This is a genomic window from Marinobacter sp. (assembly GCF_048266785.1).
Taxonomy (GTDB): domain Bacteria; phylum Pseudomonadota; class Gammaproteobacteria; order Pseudomonadales; family Oleiphilaceae; genus Marinobacter.
This window is the reverse complement of sequence record NZ_JBLWYX010000013.1, coordinates 64,069-82,605: the sequence shown is the minus strand read 5'-3', so window position 1 is coordinate 82,605 and position 18,537 is coordinate 64,069. Positions and strand designations below refer to the sequence as shown.

At 55.3% G+C, this 18,537-nt stretch carries 13 protein-coding genes; 5 read left to right on the top strand and 8 right to left on the bottom strand.

The annotated features are described in order from the left end of the window. Window positions 1-270: 270 nt before the first annotated feature. From ACN0V1_RS16305 to ACN0V1_RS16290, 4 genes are all read left to right on the top strand, one after another. On the top strand, window positions 271-2,433 hold the full coding sequence (locus ACN0V1_RS16305; protein ID WP_417546004.1) for a DNA topoisomerase 3: 2,163 nt from the start codon (window positions 271-273) through the stop codon (window positions 2,431-2,433). Window positions 2,434-2,547: 114 nt separating this feature from the next. Continuing rightward, entirely contained in the window at window positions 2,548-3,300 is a 753-nt protein-coding gene (locus ACN0V1_RS16300) for a response regulator transcription factor (protein ID WP_417546003.1), read from the top strand. Next, the gene (locus tag ACN0V1_RS16295; RefSeq protein WP_417546002.1) at window positions 3,293-4,930 is read left to right on the top strand and encodes a FecR domain-containing protein; all 1,638 of its coding nucleotides are present in this window, start codon (window positions 3,293-3,295) and stop codon (window positions 4,928-4,930) included. The genes ACN0V1_RS16300 and ACN0V1_RS16295 overlap by 8 nt, the downstream gene beginning before the upstream one ends. Window positions 4,931-4,963: 33 nt before the next feature. Next, window positions 4,964-7,531, top strand: coding sequence for a CHASE2 domain-containing protein (locus tag ACN0V1_RS16290; protein WP_417546001.1), 2,568 nt, complete (start codon window positions 4,964-4,966; stop codon window positions 7,529-7,531). A 44-nt stretch (window positions 7,532-7,575) separates the two neighbouring features. Here ACN0V1_RS16290 and ACN0V1_RS16285 read toward each other — a convergent pair whose 3' ends face one another. The 5 genes from ACN0V1_RS16285 to ACN0V1_RS16265 form a co-directional block, all read right to left on the bottom strand. Next, a complete protein-coding gene (locus ACN0V1_RS16285) occupies window positions 7,576-8,019 on the bottom strand; it encodes a fibronectin type III domain-containing protein (protein WP_417546000.1) in 444 nt (147 codons plus the stop codon). Window positions 8,020-8,307: 288 nt separating this feature from the next. Beyond that, the gene (locus ACN0V1_RS16280) at window positions 8,308-9,183 is read right to left on the bottom strand and encodes a hypothetical protein (protein WP_417545999.1); all 876 of its coding nucleotides are present in this window, start codon (window positions 9,181-9,183) and stop codon (window positions 8,308-8,310) included. Further along, on the bottom strand, window positions 9,173-10,417 hold the full coding sequence (locus tag ACN0V1_RS16275; RefSeq protein WP_417545998.1) for a hypothetical protein: 1,245 nt from the start codon (window positions 10,415-10,417) through the stop codon (window positions 9,173-9,175). The genes ACN0V1_RS16280 and ACN0V1_RS16275 overlap by 11 nt, the downstream gene beginning before the upstream one ends. Beyond that, complete coding sequence (locus tag ACN0V1_RS16270) at window positions 10,417-11,052, bottom strand: condensin complex protein MksE (protein WP_417545997.1); 636 nt, start codon at window positions 11,050-11,052, stop codon at window positions 10,417-10,419. Before ACN0V1_RS16270 ends, ACN0V1_RS16275 begins: the two co-directional genes overlap by 1 nt. Continuing rightward, window positions 11,045-14,830 carry an ATP-binding protein gene (locus ACN0V1_RS16265; protein ID WP_417545996.1) on the bottom strand — a complete coding sequence of 1,262 codons (3,786 nt, stop codon included), beginning with the start codon at window positions 14,828-14,830 and terminating at the stop codon, window positions 11,045-11,047. The genes ACN0V1_RS16270 and ACN0V1_RS16265 overlap by 8 nt, the downstream gene beginning before the upstream one ends. A 144-nt stretch (window positions 14,831-14,974) precedes the next feature. Here ACN0V1_RS16265 and ACN0V1_RS16260 point away from each other — a divergent pair, with 144 nt between their 5' ends. Continuing rightward, a complete protein-coding gene (locus ACN0V1_RS16260; RefSeq protein ID WP_417545995.1) occupies window positions 14,975-16,177 on the top strand; it encodes an esterase/lipase family protein in 1,203 nt (400 codons plus the stop codon). A gap of 9 nt (window positions 16,178-16,186) precedes the next feature. Here ACN0V1_RS16260 and wrbA read toward each other — a convergent pair whose 3' ends face one another. From wrbA to ACN0V1_RS16245, 3 genes are read right to left on the bottom strand one after another with little or no spacing between them, the layout of a single operon-like run. Next, window positions 16,187-16,786 (bottom strand): NAD(P)H:quinone oxidoreductase, encoded by a 600-nt coding sequence (wrbA, locus tag ACN0V1_RS16255; RefSeq protein ID WP_417545994.1) that lies wholly within the window; start codon window positions 16,784-16,786, stop codon window positions 16,187-16,189. Between the two features lie 43 nt (window positions 16,787-16,829). Further along, window positions 16,830-17,528 carry a pirin family protein gene (locus tag ACN0V1_RS16250; RefSeq protein WP_417545993.1) on the bottom strand — a complete coding sequence of 233 codons (699 nt, stop codon included), beginning with the start codon at window positions 17,526-17,528 and terminating at the stop codon, window positions 16,830-16,832. A gap of 49 nt (window positions 17,529-17,577) precedes the next feature. Then, entirely contained in the window at window positions 17,578-18,537 is a 960-nt protein-coding gene (locus tag ACN0V1_RS16245; RefSeq protein WP_417545992.1) for a quinone oxidoreductase family protein, read from the bottom strand.

Sequence of the window (18,537 nt, the reverse complement as noted above, 5' to 3'; positions counted from 1 at the left end):
TCCCAAAACTCGCTCTATATGCAGTGGCGATACCTCGGAGCACGAAGTGGGTGTGGGGCTGGCCTTTCCAAAACTGTGTGTTGCCAAGGATGGCAACACCAAGCCCCCATGGATGGGTTCACGGCGTGTTTTGGAAAGGCCAGCCCCACACCCACTAACTCCAAAGCAACAGTCTACTACAGAAGGCGCGCACCCCCGAACCTTGACACCCAACGACCAAACAGCCACATTCCCCTCCCACTCAACTCCGGACAAAACCATACCCAAACCATGCTCCTGTACATCGCCGAAAAACCCAGCCTCGGCAGAGCAATAGCCGCCGCCCTCCCCGGCCCCTATCAAAAAGGCCAAGGTTGGATCCGCTGCGGCCAGGGCAGTGAGGCCGCTACCGTAAGCTGGTGCATAGGCCACTTGCTGGAGCCGGCCGAACCCGCCAGCTACAACCCGGCCTGGAAAACATGGCGCCAGCACGACCTCCCCATGTTCCCGGACAAATGGCAGGTTACCCCCAAAGATAGCGTACGACAGCAACTCAACGTTCTGGAACCCCTGATCAGGCAGGCAGACGCCATCGTTCACGCCGGAGACCCGGACAGAGAAGGTCAGTTGCTGGTTGACGAAGTCATACGCTATTTCGACAGCAAGGCGCCGGTAAAGCGAGTGCTCATCAACGACCTGACTCCGGCGGCGATTGCCAAAGCCCTGCAGCAACCCAGAGACAACCTGGAATTTCGCCGGCTTTCGCATTCCGCGCTCGCCCGGCAGCGGGCCGACTGGCTCTATGGCATCAACCTCACCCGCTTTTACACCCTGAGCTATCAACAACAAGGGCAGAAGGGTGTTTACTCCGTCGGTCGCGTTCAAACACCGGTGCTCGGGCTGGTCGTTGAGCGCGACAACATCATCGAGAACTTCGAGCCCAAGCCCTACTTCCGTATAGAAGCCCGCTTCAAGGCACAGGAAGAAGAAGCAGACCAGCAATCCTTCATTGCGCGATGGCTTCCTGACGAACAGTTTCAGGATTATCTGGACGAAGAAAACCGCCTTCTGGATCGCGCAACCGCCGAGCAGATTGCCGCGAGCGTTCAGAGTCGGCCAGGCTCTGTAGTGGAATCCCGCTTCCGCGACCGGCCCGAGGCCCCGCCTTTACCGTTTTCATTGTCCGCCTTGCAGATCGAAGCTGGCCGCCTGTTTCGCATGGGGGCAAAAGACGTACTGGACACTGCGCAGAATCTTTACGAACGTCACCAACTGATCACCTACCCCCGTTCTGACTCCCGGTATCTGCCTGAAGGCCATTTTGCCCAGCGCGAGCAGGTCACGGGTGCAATTGCCCGGGTCTTGCCAGAGCTTGCAGGGGCATGCGGAAAAGCTGATTTCAGCCGTAGAACGGCTGTGTGGAACGACAAAAAAGTTGATGCTCACCACGCCATTATTCCCACCAGCCGCACGGCACCTAATGGCAAGCTCACTGACGCCGAACAGAAAATCTACGGTCTTGTCAGCCGCTATTACCTGATGCAGTTTTCGGCAGACGCTGTGCATCGCGAAGGCCGGCTTACTATTCGGGTAACAGAGCACAGATTCCGCGCCACAGAAACCGCCGTCCTGGAGCGAGGCTGGAAAACGCTGGAGCTGAAACTCCGGGACAGCAACAAAGAGACAGAAAAGCCGCCGTTGCCACGCCTGGACAAGGGCGAACCGGTAGTCTGCGAAGACAGCACCGTAAACGAGCGCAAAACCCAACCTCCCCTGCACTTCACCGACGCCACCCTGCTATCGGCGATGACGAATATTGCCCGATTTGTAACCGATACAGAGCTGCGAAAAACCCTGCGGGATACAGACGGTCTTGGCACAGAAGCCACGCGGGCGAACATCATCGACACGCTGTTCAAACGGGACTACCTGTATCGGGACAGCCGCCACATCCGAGCGACCGATAAAGGTAAAGCACTGATCAGTGCGCTGCCGGAGTCTGTCAGCAAGCCCGACAGAACGGCCGTTTGGGAAGCAACGCTGGAAAGTATTCGCAGGGGCGAGGACGACCCCCGGAAATTCCTCGAAACTCTCAAGGCGGAAATTCGCCGGTTCATTGGCCCAACTGCCGATGCGCCTGGTATCGGGCCGCAAAGCAACGCCCCAAATTGCCCGAAATGTCGCGCTCCGATGACCGACAGAGACGGCAAGTTTGGCCGTTTTTTCGCCTGCACCCGCTATCCCGACTGTCGTGGAACACGTCCCATTGAAAATGCGGTTCCAGAAGACGGCACTGAACAAAAACCCATTCCCTGCCCCCACTGTTTTTCGCCCCTGGTCCGGCGAAAAGGCAAAAAAGGCTGGTTCTGGGGCTGCAGCAATTTTCCTGCCTGCCGACAAACACTGGATGACAACGACGGTAAGCCAGCAACCCGTTTACGCAAGTCTACATAACGAAACGGAATGCCTGGCAGCATTTTGTGATAATTGGCTGATATGGCAGGGAATCCCCTCTCACGCACCGTGAAACAGGGCCACACCCCCACTACTTACTCCAGGAGAGGCGCAATGCGCATTGCTCTGCTTGAAGACCAACAAGAACAGGCGCAGCACATTCAGTCCATTCTGTCTGAGTGTGGCAATCACTGCGACAGTTTCCCCACTGGCCAGAGTTTCCTCAGCGCAGCACTGCACCGCAGCTATGATTTGATGATTCTTGATTGGCAGATTCCGGATATGACCGGGATTGATGTGCTGAAAAGCGTCAGAGCACAGATCAACTGGCCCATTCCCGTGGTATTTCTCACCCAACGCGACAGCGAATCCGACATTGTCGAGGCCCTGGACGCGGGCGCGGACGACTTTCTCGCGAAACCTGCGCGAGCGGCAGAACTGGTAGCGCGCATCAACGCTCTGGCACGCCGCGCAAACCCGAATAACGAAAAAGAAGTCCTTACATACGGCCCTTTCAAGATCAATACCCAACACAGAACCATTGCCCTCCACGGTGAAGCGCTTACCTTGACCGACAAAGACTTCGATCTGACCCTGTTCCTGTTTCAGAACCAGGGTCGTCTGCTAACCCGTGAAGTACTTCTGGAACGAGTCTGGGGGCTTACCCGGGATATCAACACCCGAACCGTAGACACGCACATGAGCCGCCTGCGACGCAGATTGGGCCTGAACCCGGAAAACGGCTTCCGCATCAAAACGATCTACCAGCGCGGTTATCGTCTTGAGGCCATGCAAGCCACATCCACAAGCGACGAAGTGGTGGAAATCCAGGCAGCAGACCAGGAAACGCAAACATCAAATGACTGAACACCGCACAGCGTTTGTCATCAAAGCATTCCTGTTGCTGGTTCTCCTGGCACTTGGGATGCCTGTGTGTGCGGAACTTTCCATTACTCGCGGCTCGGCGACAACGATGGCAAGCTCCCCCCGCGATGCTGCGACAGAGTGGATCTACACCTTTAAACCCGGTGAGAGTTTTTCGGAAATCGCCAGCGACCTTCTGGCTAAAAACGTCAGCGCCGGACGGCTGCTCCAATATAACTCTATCGACAACTCCGCCACGCTGGGAGAAGGCGATCGTATTCGCATTCCGCTGTCCTGGCTTAAGAGGCAGCCCGACCCCGCACGCGCCACGTCGGTTTCTGGCAACGTTCACCTGATATCCGGCGTTGATGGTCACAAAAAGCCGCTAACCAAAGCCACGTTGATACGAGTGGGCGATGAGGTGCTTTCCGCGGAAGGGGCCGCAACGATCACCCTGGCCGATGGATCAGAAGTACGGCTCTCCCCGAACTCCCGGCTGATCTTCAACCGCCTGACGCAGTACGGCAAGTCAGGAATGATAGACACGCGATTGAGGCTTAACCGGGGAGAAGTGCACACGCGGGTGAAGCCCGTCATTGAAGGGGGCGCCCGCTTTGAAATTGAAACCCCATCTGCCGTTGCAGCCGTTCGCGGTACCGCATTCTCACTGCAAACCGGGCCAGAGGGCACCAGTTTGCAGGTTACCGAAGGTGTGGTTGATTTCGGTGCGCCGAACCGGACCCAGCGAATTCCTGCCGGCTACAGCGCAACAGTTGCCAGTAACAGCACTAGCGAGCTAAGCATCCGCAGAATGCCACCCGCACCGGAAATCAACCCACTCCCCCCGGTACTTACCCAACTGCCGGCAGAGATGACCTGGAAGCGAGAACCTGCGGTCAACTATCGGCTGGATATCTTCGAAACAGAGAGCGGGCGCTGGGTTGAAAGCCGTGAAATCAACGACAGCCGCTTCGACATCAGCCGCCTGGACAATGGCCAGTATGAGATTCATCTCGCGGCGTTTGACGCGCAAGGAATGGCAGGAATGCCTGGCATACTGCCGATAGAGGTTGATTTGCAGGCCCGCACCGCCAACCTGCTGGAACCAGAAAACGAAGCGAGCGTTAACGACGATATGCCGGAGTTCCGCTGGACTCTGAATGGTGAGAACGAAGTAGCCCGGGTAGAAATTGCCGAAGATGAATCCTTCCGGGATCTGGTTACGACCAGTGAATGGGCGCCGGGCACAACCGCCCTGCCTTCCCGCCCACTGAGTCCTGGCCAGTATTTCTGGCGCGTGGTGACAGAAGCTGGCGGAAATTCAGTGGCAACAACGCAGCCACGCAAACTGATCGTAAACGGCACGCTACCGCCGGTGCGCATCATTAGTATCAATTACGTCGACAGCCAGGTGCGTGTGTTCTGGGAGAAGGTTGATACGGCCGCCAATTACCGGATGCAGTTGGCGGAAGAACCCGGCTTCAACAACATCATAAAGGAAGCTACACTGCCAGATACCACAGCGGCCTTGCGTCTTATTCCCGGAAGGCGGTATTTTGTGCGCCTGAAAGCGCTTTCTGACGGCCTGTTGCAAAGCCGCTGGGGGCCAGGGAGGGAGTTGTACCTGGAATAACACTTTGATCAATCAGCACCTACAGCAGGACTCATGACCCGGGATTGGCTGCCAATTAAAACAACTCCGTGGACGCTCGGCCTTACACTCCTGTTGATCTTCCTGCTGGCAGAGGCGACGGCGCTACCACAACGGATTGATTACTGGCTTCTCGATTCCGCCATGCTCGCCAGCCCAGCCATCGCATCCCGCGACGTAGCGATCGTCGCTATTGATGATCTTAGTCTGACTCAACAAGGCCGCTGGCCCTGGCCACGAAGAACCCACGCCGCTCTTATCCGTAAACTGCACCAGGCCGGTGCCGAAACCATCGTATTCGACGTTCTGTTTACCGAACCCTCTCCGGATGATGCTGTGCTTAGACACGCCATGCAGGCCCATGGCAAGGTTGTTCTGCCAGTGTATCTGTCGCCACCAAGCTCGCGTTTTATGTTGAGTGAACAGTTTCCTGCCAGTGACCTGATCACGGCCGCTATAGCCCTCGGTCATGCGCACGTTGAGCTGGATCACGATGGCCTTGCAAGGGGGCTGTATCTTTTCAACGGCATGACGCGCCATCTGTGGCCTGCTCTCGCGCTCGCAGCCTCCGGTGTGAGCCCCAGACAACCCGAACTGAGTGGTCTGCCTTCATTTATCAATGTGCGGGACGACTATCGGATCGTTCCCCTTGCGGGCGGGGCCGGTGCGCTACCCACATACTCCTACAGCGATGTGCTGAACACCCCTCTGGCACTGGATATGTTTGGCGGCAAAACCGTTTTTGTCGGCGCCACGGCAGCCGGTCTGGGAGACATTCTGCCAACGGCTTTCTCTGGCCTGAGTCGGCCGATGTCCGGGGTGGAATTCCACGCCAATGTATTTTCAGCGAATCAACAAGGACTTCTTGTCAAACCGGCCCCTGCATGGGCTGGTATAGTTTTGGCGCTTATCACACTCGTGGCGCTGGCTGTGCTTTTGCCACGCATGCGCCCTGCTCGCACGCTGTTTGCGTGCGCTGCGGCAGAGGCCACTCTCCTTGGTCTGTCTATGGTGATGCTGGCAGCATTTCAGGTGTGGCTTCCCGTCGCCCGTGCGTTGATCATTCCCCTGTTGGCGTTCCCTATAGCCAGCGGCTTGCGGCTGGCTATGACCAACCAGTTCCTCAACCGCCAACTGGACGCTCTCGTTCGCAGCCCCAGAGTGGCTCTGCCGGACCTGTCAAAGCGCCCGCCGAGGCAACTTCTCGAGCATTTTCAGGCGCTGTTTCAACCGCAGGGCTGGTTACTGCTGGAAGGCAACGACATTCTTACTAGCCGCAATCTGGGGCCGGCCGATGTTCCTGCTAACCTGGAACCGGGGCTCTGGCGAAATGATGGAAACCAGAGCTGGATTCAGCTGAAGCGTGGCAGCAGTTGCTATACGCTCGGCCTCACTCTGCCCAACGATCTGAGCAGGGACGCCATACAGCGTTACCTGCGCCGGTTGAAAATTTCCAGCTCCGGCCTTGCAATAAAATCGCTCAGGCCAAGCGAAAACATTTCAGCCCGTATCGAGCGCGTCAAACTGGCCACCGAACGCCTGAACCATATGCAGGAGTTTATCCGCCGCAGTTTTGAACGCATGCCGGATGGCATCATCGTGACGGATGAGCTGGGCATTATCCGTTTTGCCAACGGCCATATTGAAGAATGGTTCGGAGAGCCCATGCCCAGCCTGGGAGGGCTTCCTCTAACACGACTTCTTGAAGGTCACGACCCCCGCGAAACTCCGCCCTGGCATGAAACGGTTTCCGAAACCCTTACGCTGCTGCAAAGCCGGACGGTGGATCTGAACATCCGGGATAAGGACTTCCTCATTCATTTCGCGCCCTTCGCTCTTCCCAACAGCAATCAATACGGCATTATTGCCAACATATCCGATATCTCCGAGCTTCGTGAGCAGCAGCGTCAGCACAGAGAAGCCATTGACTTTATTTCCCACGATGTTCGTTCGCCATTGGTGTCACAACTGGCACTTATCGAACAGTTGAAGCGTGACCCAACTCACATTGAACAAAGCCAACTGGAACAGCTGGGGCGACTGGCAAGACGAAGCTACCATCTCGCCGAGGAATTCGTTCAACTGGCGCGCGCCGAGCAGCTGACCGAGACCCGTTTTTATGAGTGCGAATTTCTCGCCATTGTTGAAAATGCCCGTGATAGTGTGAGTGAACAAGCAGTGGAAAAGCACATTTCATTGCAACTGCAAGGCACGGAAGATCTGTGGTTAAGAGGTAATGCAGAACTACTTGAGCGGGCGGTTATCAACTTGCTGACCAATGCTGTGCAATACAGCCCGGCAGGCTCAGCCGTGAGCCTTCAGGTTTTCCGTGCGGGGCATCAGGCCTGCCTGACGATCGCAGACGACGGTTCTGGTATCGACCCGGACGAACTGCCGCACCTGTTTGACCGTTACCGCCGCCAGAAAAGCAGTGAGCTGGCAGGCATTCACGGCACAGGGCTTGGACTTTCATTTGTGAAAACGGTGATAGAAAAACACCGGGGTGAAATTTACGTGATCTCCAGCCCGGGGGAAGGCTCATCTTTTACACTTAAACTTCCGATTACAGATCCGATGCCTTAAGCCCCCTGTACACGGGGCTCATCGCCGGTTCTGAAAACGCGTTGTCAGGATTTGATTTCCTTATCAACGACCGCGGATGGAGCACTCAGCAAACCATTGGTATCCTGAACCAGAATTGTGAAGTACCAGACTCCAACGTCCAGACCGCTCACCTTGTGAGTCATGCGGGCCTCCACCTGAGCATCAGAAACAACAACCTCCCGGTCCAGGTTATTGGCATCCTGGCCGTAGCGGATAATGTACTTATCCAGCTCAGCCATCTTGATGCCATCGCCGTTTACCCGGCTGTCAGGTGCGTTCCAACTCAGAACTGCGGACTTCTCGCTCCCGGGAAGATTGGGCTGGCTGATACCTATATCTGAGCCAATTCCGCCAGAGGCCGAGCCGGTGCTAGTACTGGCAGAATCAGAACCACCACACCCCGTAAGTAGAACTCCAAAAAAAAACGCGGCGATCCATGCCTGTGACACTTTAATGACGCGCTTCATATTATTTTTACACCAATATATCGTCGGATTTGTTAAATAGTACAAAACGCGGACAATTACCGATGTGAGGCCTGTCTACTATAGAGTTAAAAAACCGTCAATATTTCGTCAGAAAATGATAATTAAAGTGACCAGATTCATGCGGGCCATTGATTACTCGGACACTTTTTTGAAAAAAGGCGCAATGCGGCTCTTGGAGGAGAGGAAAAAAGTAATAAATGATTTATCGGGGTTTTATTTCGAGGTAAAAGCGGTACTGACCGGATTCGGGAGCCATAGTACTCACGTTCAACTAATGAAGCTCTCAGGTGATACCGGCAAAAACCCTAAAGGCAAAGCTGCTAAAGCCATTTGTCGTTGTGCCAGATGCTCTTGCATCAGCGCCAACTCCTCGTTCGCCATGTGTTCAGCGATGGCGAGAAGCTCACCAGTAGCGCGGTCTTTCAATCTTTTAAGAGCAACGGACTGCTTGCGATGGGTTTTCGGCTGATTAAACGGTGTATGCCTGCCGAGCTCGCGCCATTTACCGGGCACCAATGTACTCCCTTTGCCTTGATCATGCGCGAGCGCCAGTCCAGCCGGATCGAAATCAAAGAACCAGGCCAGTTTGTCTGCAGGCTGGTTGCTGGCGATCTTCTCTACAGAGCGAACATTCTCTCGATGGCCACGGTAGAGAATCACCGAATCCTTCCATGAGTCCGGCAGTTGAAGGTCTGACCAAAAGGGCATGACGCCGCCGTTTTCAATGATCACCAGTTTCTGGGACTGAAGATGATCGGTATCCAGACAGTCAGGTAGCACACTGGAAACGCTGCCCCGGGGCGTTTGGAAGTTTTCGCCGTTCACCCTCACTTTCGCAGTACCGGCTGTCGCCAATACAATCAGGTGACCAAAAACCGAATCACTGCTGAGCTTTTCGCTGGCATTCTGAAGGGCCATAGCCATCCTGCCGCCGGCGCGTGAATCGAATTGCGGGTCTATCCCATGCTCGGCTTGGACATACTCTCTCAAGCGCTGCTTCTCAGTGACAGTAAAGTGGATCTCTCTGCCGATGACCTGCCCTACTCCATTCTCTGCGCAAATCTGTTCCCAGACCTGGCTGCGTTTAACCTTCAACTTGGCCGTCTTTAACAGATGTTCAATGGCAGCGATCTCAGCCCGCATTGTAATGCCTCAGAGTCAGATCAAAAACCATTAGGTTATCCGGGTAAATCCGGTGTGAAATCTGATGGTAGATCACCTCAATACATCTCTGCTCTCCGTCCGGCAAAGATTCAATCTCTGAGACGATGGCCTGTAGCCAGTCGGCTTTATCGATTCCCAAGCCTGTACTGGCAAGTGCCTCGGAAGCAAGGATGGTTCGTGCACCCAAGGCGCCGTCTACGACCAAATGAATCAGCTCTTCGATGGCCTCTTCTACCGGGTCGGCTTCCTCAGCTTCGGTTTCGCCCGCAACGTCAAAACTAACGGTATCCACATCATCCGGGACAGGCTTGTCTTCAATGTCAACGGGAACGGTTCGGGCCTTTGCAGCAAGCTCGATCAGCTCAAGATCGTCAGATGAATCGTAAATATCCCCAAAGCCGCGCATCTGGAAAGGGGCTACCGTATTAAGGGAGTCCGGAACGTACCTTAAATCCAGATGATCGACGGAGGGCTCAAATCCCCGGTTGTTAATAAAATGCGCTTCAAAGGCGCCGACCATCCGGCTCAGCCTCTGGTCTTCGCGCAAGCGTACCAGCATCTTGCGCAACTGGTTAAGTGCGTAGGAGAGGTTCTTCTGCGAGGATTCCAGAGTAGCTGGCAGATGCCTCAGCAACAGGCGCTTCAGAAAGGCATCGGAACCTGCTTGCTCCGCCAGTTCCGGAATGCGGAAGCTCTCGAACAAGGTGATCAGCCGACCTGCTCGCTCAATAACCCGCTCGTTTTCACGGATGCGCAGATTCAAGTCTGTAATGTAGGCAAAGCCCGTATTGATGTAGGTCGCGAAGGCTTCCGTTGCATTCCGGATGTCTTCAATCACATCTGCCAGGCATTCCTTGATTTCACCTTCCAGCCGATCGATGTCGCTCAGAGCAGACTGCTTCTTGGCCTCTTTGTATTCCTGGAACAGCTCACTGAGTTGCTGCCAGAGAATGTGTACCTGGGCACTCGCGTAGCGCCGCCTCTCCGACTCGGTGATGTGATCGAGAAACTGAACCAGCACTTTTTTCAGTTGCAGATCTTCTGATTCGCCAATGCGCCACACCAGGCGGTGGTGCTCAAGGGTTTCAATCAAGCCGAGATTGTCATCCGAATCCGGAATACGGTTGCCGTTTCGAAGGTGCGCCTCGAGAATCGCCTCGCCATACTTGGCCAAGGCCCGGAGCGTGCCATGAGCATCTTGAGCACGTGCCATCAGTGCAGCCTCATTTGCTCAGAATCTGCTTTGTCAGATCCCTGAATGCCTTCATGAGTCTGGATAAACGTCATGGCATCGTACAACCAGCTCCACCGGCCGGTAGCCCGGTAAAGGCTCCCACTCGTGCCAATGGGTTTCAGATACCCCATTTTCTCCAGACTGGAGAGCACCGCGCGAATCTGTCCTGCTGAATCCGAACGCTTGGTGTGAAATACCTTTTTTTCCGCCAGCGACCGCAGCTTTGATTCCAGTGCGGGGGCCGCCGCAATGCGGTCGAGTATGGCGCCTTCCGACAACTTGTCTCCCGGCAAAACGGGGCGGTCATTTGCCTCCAGCATCATTACAAGCCGAAGAAACTGCACAAACGCTTCAAGGTTGTTGGCAACGTCCCGGAACTGATGGCGGATCGCATCTTTGGTGTCGGCATCTGAAGTATCAAGGTACGCGCAAACAAAAGCGTCATGAGCGCTGGTCTGGCGAAGCGTTCGGTTGATCTGGCCCAGGAAGCGATTCACGGAGTCCTGATTGGCCGGCAATAGCAGGTAGTTATAAAGCTCGTCATCACTGACTTCACAGATAACCCGCTCCTGAAGCAGGGCTGTGACGGTTCGCTCGAATAACGGACTACTCATGGCTTGTCACCTCCTCTGCTGCCTGCCCACCGTGGCTCACGCTGGCGAACATCTCCGCATGCGTTCCATCGCGCTCGGAAGATTCATAGGTATGAATCCGGCCCTGTTTGAGTGAGATCTTGTTCTCAAAGAACTTACGCAGGCTTCTGTCCAGTTTCGGGCAGGCCGAGATCATGGTCAGGTTGTTCGCTTCCAGCATCTCGGCCAGATGGGAGATGTTATTGGGGCTGAGCGTGGCGAGTTCATCAATAGGCCAGGTAATACGGGTATTCAGATCAGGACAGAGGTAGCGGGTAAGCCCCATGAACACCGTCATGATTGCCAGGTAGGTCAGACCGGTCGAACTGGCTGACAGGAAATCCGCATCGGTGCGAATCACCACCTGCCGGTCGTTTTCTTTCATTTCCAGACGCATGTCGATCATCGATTCGACACTGTCCTTCACTTTGGCGTCACTCAGGGTGTCCGTTACCAGCTTGAAACGCCTCAAAACTGCATCGCTCGGCAGTGAGCGGCGGTTCATGTGAATCCAGGTTTGCCACTGCGCCACGAACTCCTTCAGGGGCTGCCAGGCTTCGTCCTCATAGATTCTGGGTTCGAGCACAACCTGAATATCGCTGAGGCTTTCTATCTGTTGGTCCGTGTTGATCTTTCGTTTCAGCAGGCTGGAAACAGCCTTTACCTCACGGGCCATCACTTCCAGGCTGTCGAAATACTTCACCAGACTTCCAGCCTCCGAGACGAACTGGTCGATCAGCGCGTCACGCAGCTGGGGTATGTCGGTATCCAATAGCTCACGCAGATCCGGAACCCGCGCCAACTTGAAGCTTTCTTCATGATCCAGCACGTCGCCGGTCATCTGGCCGCGCCTGTGTGCTGAAAGCTTCTGCCAGGCCTGCTGAATCTGGGTGTTGTCATACCGGTTCAGGATGGCGGTGGATTGATCAAACGTCCCTACCACCTCTTTACGCAACTGCTCCAGCTTCTGGTAGGCACCCTGAAGCTCCTGAGTGAGATCGGCGATATTGCCCGGAAAGCCTTCAGCGAGTGTATTTCCCTGGAAGTGTTTGAGCACGCCCTCTGCGGCTTCCGTTTGATCCCGTAAAGCCTTGATTGCGCTTTGGTGCTCAACAATCGAGACTTTCAGCTTGCTGTCTTGCTCCTTCCACGAGCGTTCTGTTTCGTCGCGTTTTCGAGCCGCTGCCTCGCGCTGCATCTTCGCCTGATTGGCTTGCTCGGTAAGCGCTTCAACCTTGCGCCATTCCTGTTTGCGCCATTTTCGATATCCGCGCACAAGATCTTCCGACGCAACAATCTTTTCGACTGTCTCAGTGAGTTTTGCCAGCGCTTCTCTCGCGTCCTGAACCACTTTGGGATCAATGCCTTCCTCAGAGAGGCGCTGATCGTATATCTGGCGCTTTTTCTTGAGGCGTATTTTGTGGTCGGACTCTGCCGACGCAATCAGCTCTTTCTGATGATCGATGCTGGTTTGAAGTTCAGATTCCTGCTCAGCCCAATGGCCTCGCATATCCAGCATCTGCTGCTGAAAGCCGGATTCGACATCCCGAATGCCTTCGCCGGTTTGCTCATCAAAGGCCTTAAGCGTGTGCTGAACCGCCTCCAAATCTTTTGTGATCTTTGCAATCCGAGCTGTTTGTGCCTCTTTAACACGCTGGCGCGCATTGGCGAGCTTGTTCTGGGCGTTGCTGCGAGTGCGCTCAACCAGCGAGAACTCCGTTTCCAGCCGATCGGCGGCTGCAGCGCGTTCCTTGTAGGTTTCATGCCGGCGCTGAGCCTCGCGCTCGGTTTCCGCCCGCTGTTTGATAGCAGTCTGGCGTTCCGTATCTATGCTTCGACTACGCTTCTGCAACGCATCTTCGGAGGCGGCAAAATCCGGCACTGGCAAAGCATCCAATGCAAGTTGCCAGCCCATAACAGCGGTGCCACTGGCATCAGGATCGCGGGTAGGCGTAAGGTCTTTTCTGTGCAGAAGCTGCGGATTAACAACTTTCGCCAAGCCGCTTCCCCACTCCGGGTCCTGCGCACGCAACTGTGATAACCATGTACCGTCTTCCGGTGTGATCTGCCGCTGAAGCTCGTTAAACCTGTCTTCCAGCTCCTGGACTTTTACATCCATGTGCTGAACCTGCTCCTGAGCCGATTTCCAGTCACGATCCGCCTGATCCCTTTTGCGGCTGGCTTCCAGACGATTTTCGTGCGCCTGCGCGACCTGCTCGGAAGCTTCCTCGGAAGCCTGCTCCGCAACGGCAATTTCCTGCTGCTCCGCGTCCGTCTGACCCGGACTTTCCTTGAGCGCCGACAAGCGGGCTTGTTCGTTCGTCAGCTCCGACCGCTCTGCCGACCGCGTATCTTTGTATTCAGAAACCGCAGTGACCTGGTTCGTTTTGATGGAATTCAGTTTCAGATCGTATGCGTGCTTCGCAGAGGTAAGCGCGTCACCAGCCTCCCGCAATCGCTGCTGCCGCTGGGCCTGGTGCTTTTCATGCTCGCGCTGGATATTCTGCTTCTCAAACTCGTACTCGCTCTCAATGGCAGACGCCTTACCTGTCAGACTGTCGTAATCAGCCTGTGCGGTCGCCAGGCGCTGGCGATAATCGGGCAGGTTGTCAAAGCTCTGGGCCAGATCAGACAGGCCATCGGCCTCGTACTTGTCGTTCTGTTGGTGCAGAGCCGCAACTTGTGCATCAAGAGTTTCAAAGTCGGCGTTGTGATCAGTAACCTGGCGGGCAAGCTGGCGATCTGTATCCTCAAACTCCGCTCGCCGGTCTGTTCTCTGTGCCTCAAGCCGTTCCTTTTGCTGGCCCAGCTCACTCGCTTTTTCCCGCGCTTCCTCAACAGTCACAAACAAATTGGCGACGGTTTTATCCGCTTGCTCAAGAATCGCGCGGCGCTCGGCGTCCTTTCTGAGGCATTCACGAATTTTCTCTTCCTCGCCCGCAAAGGCAGAAAGGCTCTGTATGTCTGCAATCAGATCTTTACGATCAATGGCCCGGGGCTTGGCGTGCTGGTGGATGTTTTCAAACTGCGTTTCGCAGATCATCGCCTTGAAACTGCTCAGGAGCCGGTGCTTGTTCAACACCACGTGCGTCAGCCGCTCAATGTTGGTCATCTGGGTGTCGCTGTCACCCAGACCGAATTCAGCAGCCAGCGCACGCAGCGATCGGGCATCCGCAGGAAGCCGCTTCAGCAACTTCTGATTGCGCTGGATAATTGCCCGGTAGTTGGTAATTGTATCGATATTTTTGGAGACAGTTGTACCGCGCCTCCGAAGGGCTGCGAAAACGTCATCTGCGCTGGCGCCGGTTTGAAGAAGCTCCTTCACTTCTGGCGAGAAGAAGGTTTCCTCGGCGGACCCGGCCACAAACCGGTAGCAGGGCTTTCCCTGAGAGTGACGATACATTACGGAGCAATAAAGCCCCGTATGGCGCCGGTACTCGAAAATGATCAGGCTTTGAAACGTCGGCAGGTAATAGTCCAGAAAGGACAGTTTGCCCGACGCCTTGGTTACTATCCGCTCTGGCTCTTCGCCAAAAAAAGCGGGAACAAGCGCAAGGACAGAGGTTTTGCCGGCTCCGTTCACACCCCCCAGGTGCGTTCGTTCACGGCAGTCGATTTTGATGGTTCGTCCCTTCACTTGCTTGAAGGAATGGTGCAGGACGATGCTTTCCAATCCGTAGCTTACAGTCTCGCCAGACAAACTGATTTCCCCTAACGGCAGGTCGTTCTTGATGCACGCAGTATACAGCGAATAGCTCACGGACAAAGCCACCTGGCTCGCCATAACATTGACACCGATTGTACATGCGCTTGAACCTTAGAAATGCGACATTTGTAGTAGGTTGTAATGCATCACCGAGCGACCACCCGTATCCATAAGTCAGAACTGTCTGAGGAATACAGAATGGTATCAATCAAATCGTTACACGGTTCGGCTCAACTGGTTCTGGATGTTACCGGTGGCGTTACTGACATCGTCGAAAAAATGCATCGCACGATTGCGAGAGAAGTAAATCCACTGAACCGGCTGCGAGACATCGCAGGAAAGACGCCTGAGGTGCGACGTGGCTACACTTACCAGATCATTCAGTCGACCACCTCGTTGCTAAAACAGGGATTGCACCGGTCACTTGATGGGTTATCAACGCAAGAAGAGCGCTCACTCTCGCCACAAAGCGTGAAAGTCACTGCTGCACTGAACGGAGTGTGCGGAGATCATCTGGAAGCCAGCAACAATCCTCTGGCAATCAGCATGCATTTCAGAAACAGTCAGGGCGAGACACTGCAGCCTGGCTCAGCAAATGTCAGCGATATGATCCAGAACGCAAGCCCTCGGATCGTGGTATTGGTTCACGGCTTATGCCTCTCACATGAATACTGGAAAGGACACAACGAAGGGAATCTGGGTACGGAGCTACAAAGTGCCCATGGTTTCACTCCGCTGTATCTCAATTACAACACGGGCAGACATATCTCCAGCAATGGCAAGGAGCTGAGCGAGCAACTGCAACGGCTGATTGAAACCTGGCCGGTTGAAGTCGAGGAACTGACCCTGATTGGCCACAGCATGGGTGGGCTCGTTATCCGCAGCGCCTGCTGGTACGGCAATGAGCTTGATTTGCGCTGGACCAAGCGGTTGAAAAATGCACTTTACCTTGGCTCACCTCACCACGGCGCCGTACTGGCCAAGGCCGGGCACCTGCTGACCTTCGTCATGGGGCAGTTCCGCTACGCCAGCCCGTTCGCGCTCGGGAGGCACACCAGCGCCGGCATCAAGGATCTGCGACACGGAAATTTGCTCGACGATGATTGGAAAGGCATCGATCAGGATGGCTTTCACCCGGACTCTCGCAAACCGGTTCCACTGCGCGAGGGAACTCGACACTATTTCATAGCCGCGGCGATTGGCAAACATATGTCGGATTTCCCCAGCACGATGCTGGGGGATCTCCTGGTTCGGCTGGATAGCGCCAAAGGGCAGCATTCTGATGATTTGAAAAAATTGTCAATTCGCCCGGAAGACTGTCGTGTATTCGAAAAGCTGAACCACCTGGACCTGCTCGACAACAAAGTTGTGCATGACCAGATCCTGGGGTGGTTAGCCTGACAGGTTTTTTCAGCCCTTAAGCTTGGCTGCTATTTTTGCAACATGCTCACCCTGATGGCGGGCGATGCCGAGCTCACGCTCGTCTGGCTGGCGCGAACCATCGCCGCCTGCAATCGTTGATGCACCATAAGGGGTGCCGCCACCCACTTGTGAGACATCAAACAGCGCTGGCGTGGTGTAGCCGATTGGAACGATGACCATGCCGTGGTGTGCAAGGGTCGTCCAGGTGGAGGTGATGGTCATTTCCTGGCCACCACCAGTGCCAGTCGACGTGAACACACTGGCTACCTTGCCCGCCAGAGCACCTTTCGCCCAAAGGCCACCGGTCTGGTCGAAGAAGGTACGCACCTGCCCGGCCATGTTGCCGAAGCGGGTGGGCGTGCCAACGATAATGGCATCGTAGTCTGCCAGCTCTGTTGGCGTGGCGACTGGCGCTTTCTGATCAATCTTGCCACCGGCCGCTTTGAACGCTTCGGCATCCATGGTTTCCGGCACGCGCTTTACTGTTACCTCTATTCCAGCGACTCCGCGAGCGCCTTCGGCTACTTCGTTTGCCATGGTTTCCATATGGCCGTACATCGAATAATAAAGAACCAGAATTTTCGTCATTTTGAGTCCCCTTTTCAGTTTGGTTTGGTTTTGCTTGGTTTGCTTATGCCACATCTACCAGCACGATTTCGCTGTCTTCCCGGGCACTGACCTTCAGCAGTCGTTCGTCGTTGATCGCAACGCCGTCACCGGCTGAAGCTGTCACTCCGTTTATTTCAATCATGCCAGTCGCTGGCACCAGATAGACCTTGCGCCCTGCAGCGATGTGGTACTCGGTGCTCTGACCTGCTTCCAGGGTTGCTGCCACCATGCGGGCATCCGTGCGGATCGGCAAGGCCTCATCATCGCCGGGAATACCACTGGCGAGGGTAACGAAAGATCCACTGCGCTCGCCCTTTGGAAACGGCTTGGTGCCCCAGGTTGGTGGCAGGCCGGCTTCGTTGGGCATGATCCAGATCTGGAAAATGTGTGTAGCTTCGTCTTCTTCGTTCATCTCGCTGTGAGCAATGCCTGTTCCGGCACTCATCACCTGCACATCGCCGGCCTCAGTGCGGCCTCGATTGCCAAGACTGTCCTGGTGCGTAATGGCACCTTTGCGCACATAGGTGATGATTTCCATGTCGCGATGCGGATGGCGCGGAAAACCCGAGCGCGGCGCAATGGTGTCGTCATTCCAGACTCTCAGATTTCCCCAGTGCATGCGATTGGGGTCGTAATATTCGGCGAACGAAAAATGGTGGCGAGTATCCAGCCAGCCATGGTGGGCACCGCCGAGTTCACTGTGGGGTCTAAGTTCAATCATTTTAAGAACTCCTGTTTCGTGTAAATCGTGACGGTAAGATCGTATTGCCTTAAGGGATCAGGACGATCTTTTCAGATCCACCCTCATTTACCTTGTTGTAGGCCGCAACTGCTTCCGAGAGCGGCAGCTCCGTAAACTCGTCCGGAATCGGTAGAACACCCTCAAACGCTGCGCCTATTCGCTCAAGCATCTTCGCGCAGTCTTCCAGGCTGTATAGCAGCGAGTTGACGCCGATGATCGAGCCGCCGCGGCGGTAAAGGTTGAGAACGGGCAAGCTAATCAACCCGTCCACCGGTGCTGCAATTACCGCGATACGCCCGAACGCACCCACCGCATTAACCGCGGCTGGCAGCCAGTAGCCAGTGGTATCAAAGATGACTTCGGGCAAGTGCTGTTGAAAGCGTTCTTGCGCCAGCTCTGGCAGTTGATCCGCCTGCGGCAACTGAAAAGCACTGATACCTTGTGCTGCCAGATCTTGCACGACCTCGGCACGGCGTACACCCAGTACAACATTGGCGCCCCTTGCCTTGGCAAGTGCCTGCGCTGCTCTTGCCACCGCACCGGCACCAATAATCAGGAACCGGGTGCCCGCTTGAACCTGGCTTCGCTCCAGAGCATCCCACGCAGTGATGTACGGAACGCCGAAGGTAGCCGCCTGAGCAAAGGTTAGCGATTCCGGCTTGGGCGCAACTGCGTTTGCCGGCACAACCACATACTGAGCGTGACAGCCGTCACGGGTGAAGCTGAAGCCTTTACCCGTGCCGCCCCAGACAGCCTTACCCTGAAGCTCTGGCGGCCCCTCCACAACAACACCTGAAAAGTCCCTGCCGGGAATGCGCGGCGTAGTGGTGTAGGGAAAACGCCCGAGAACATTCTTCAAATCGCTGGGGTTCAGGCCCGCCGCCCGAACCTCAACCAGAACCTCCTCGGCGCCAGGAACAGGCGTGGGCAGGTCGTTTAATTGCAACGAATCGAGTGAGCCGGTTGCTGAGAACTGTAAGGCTTGCAT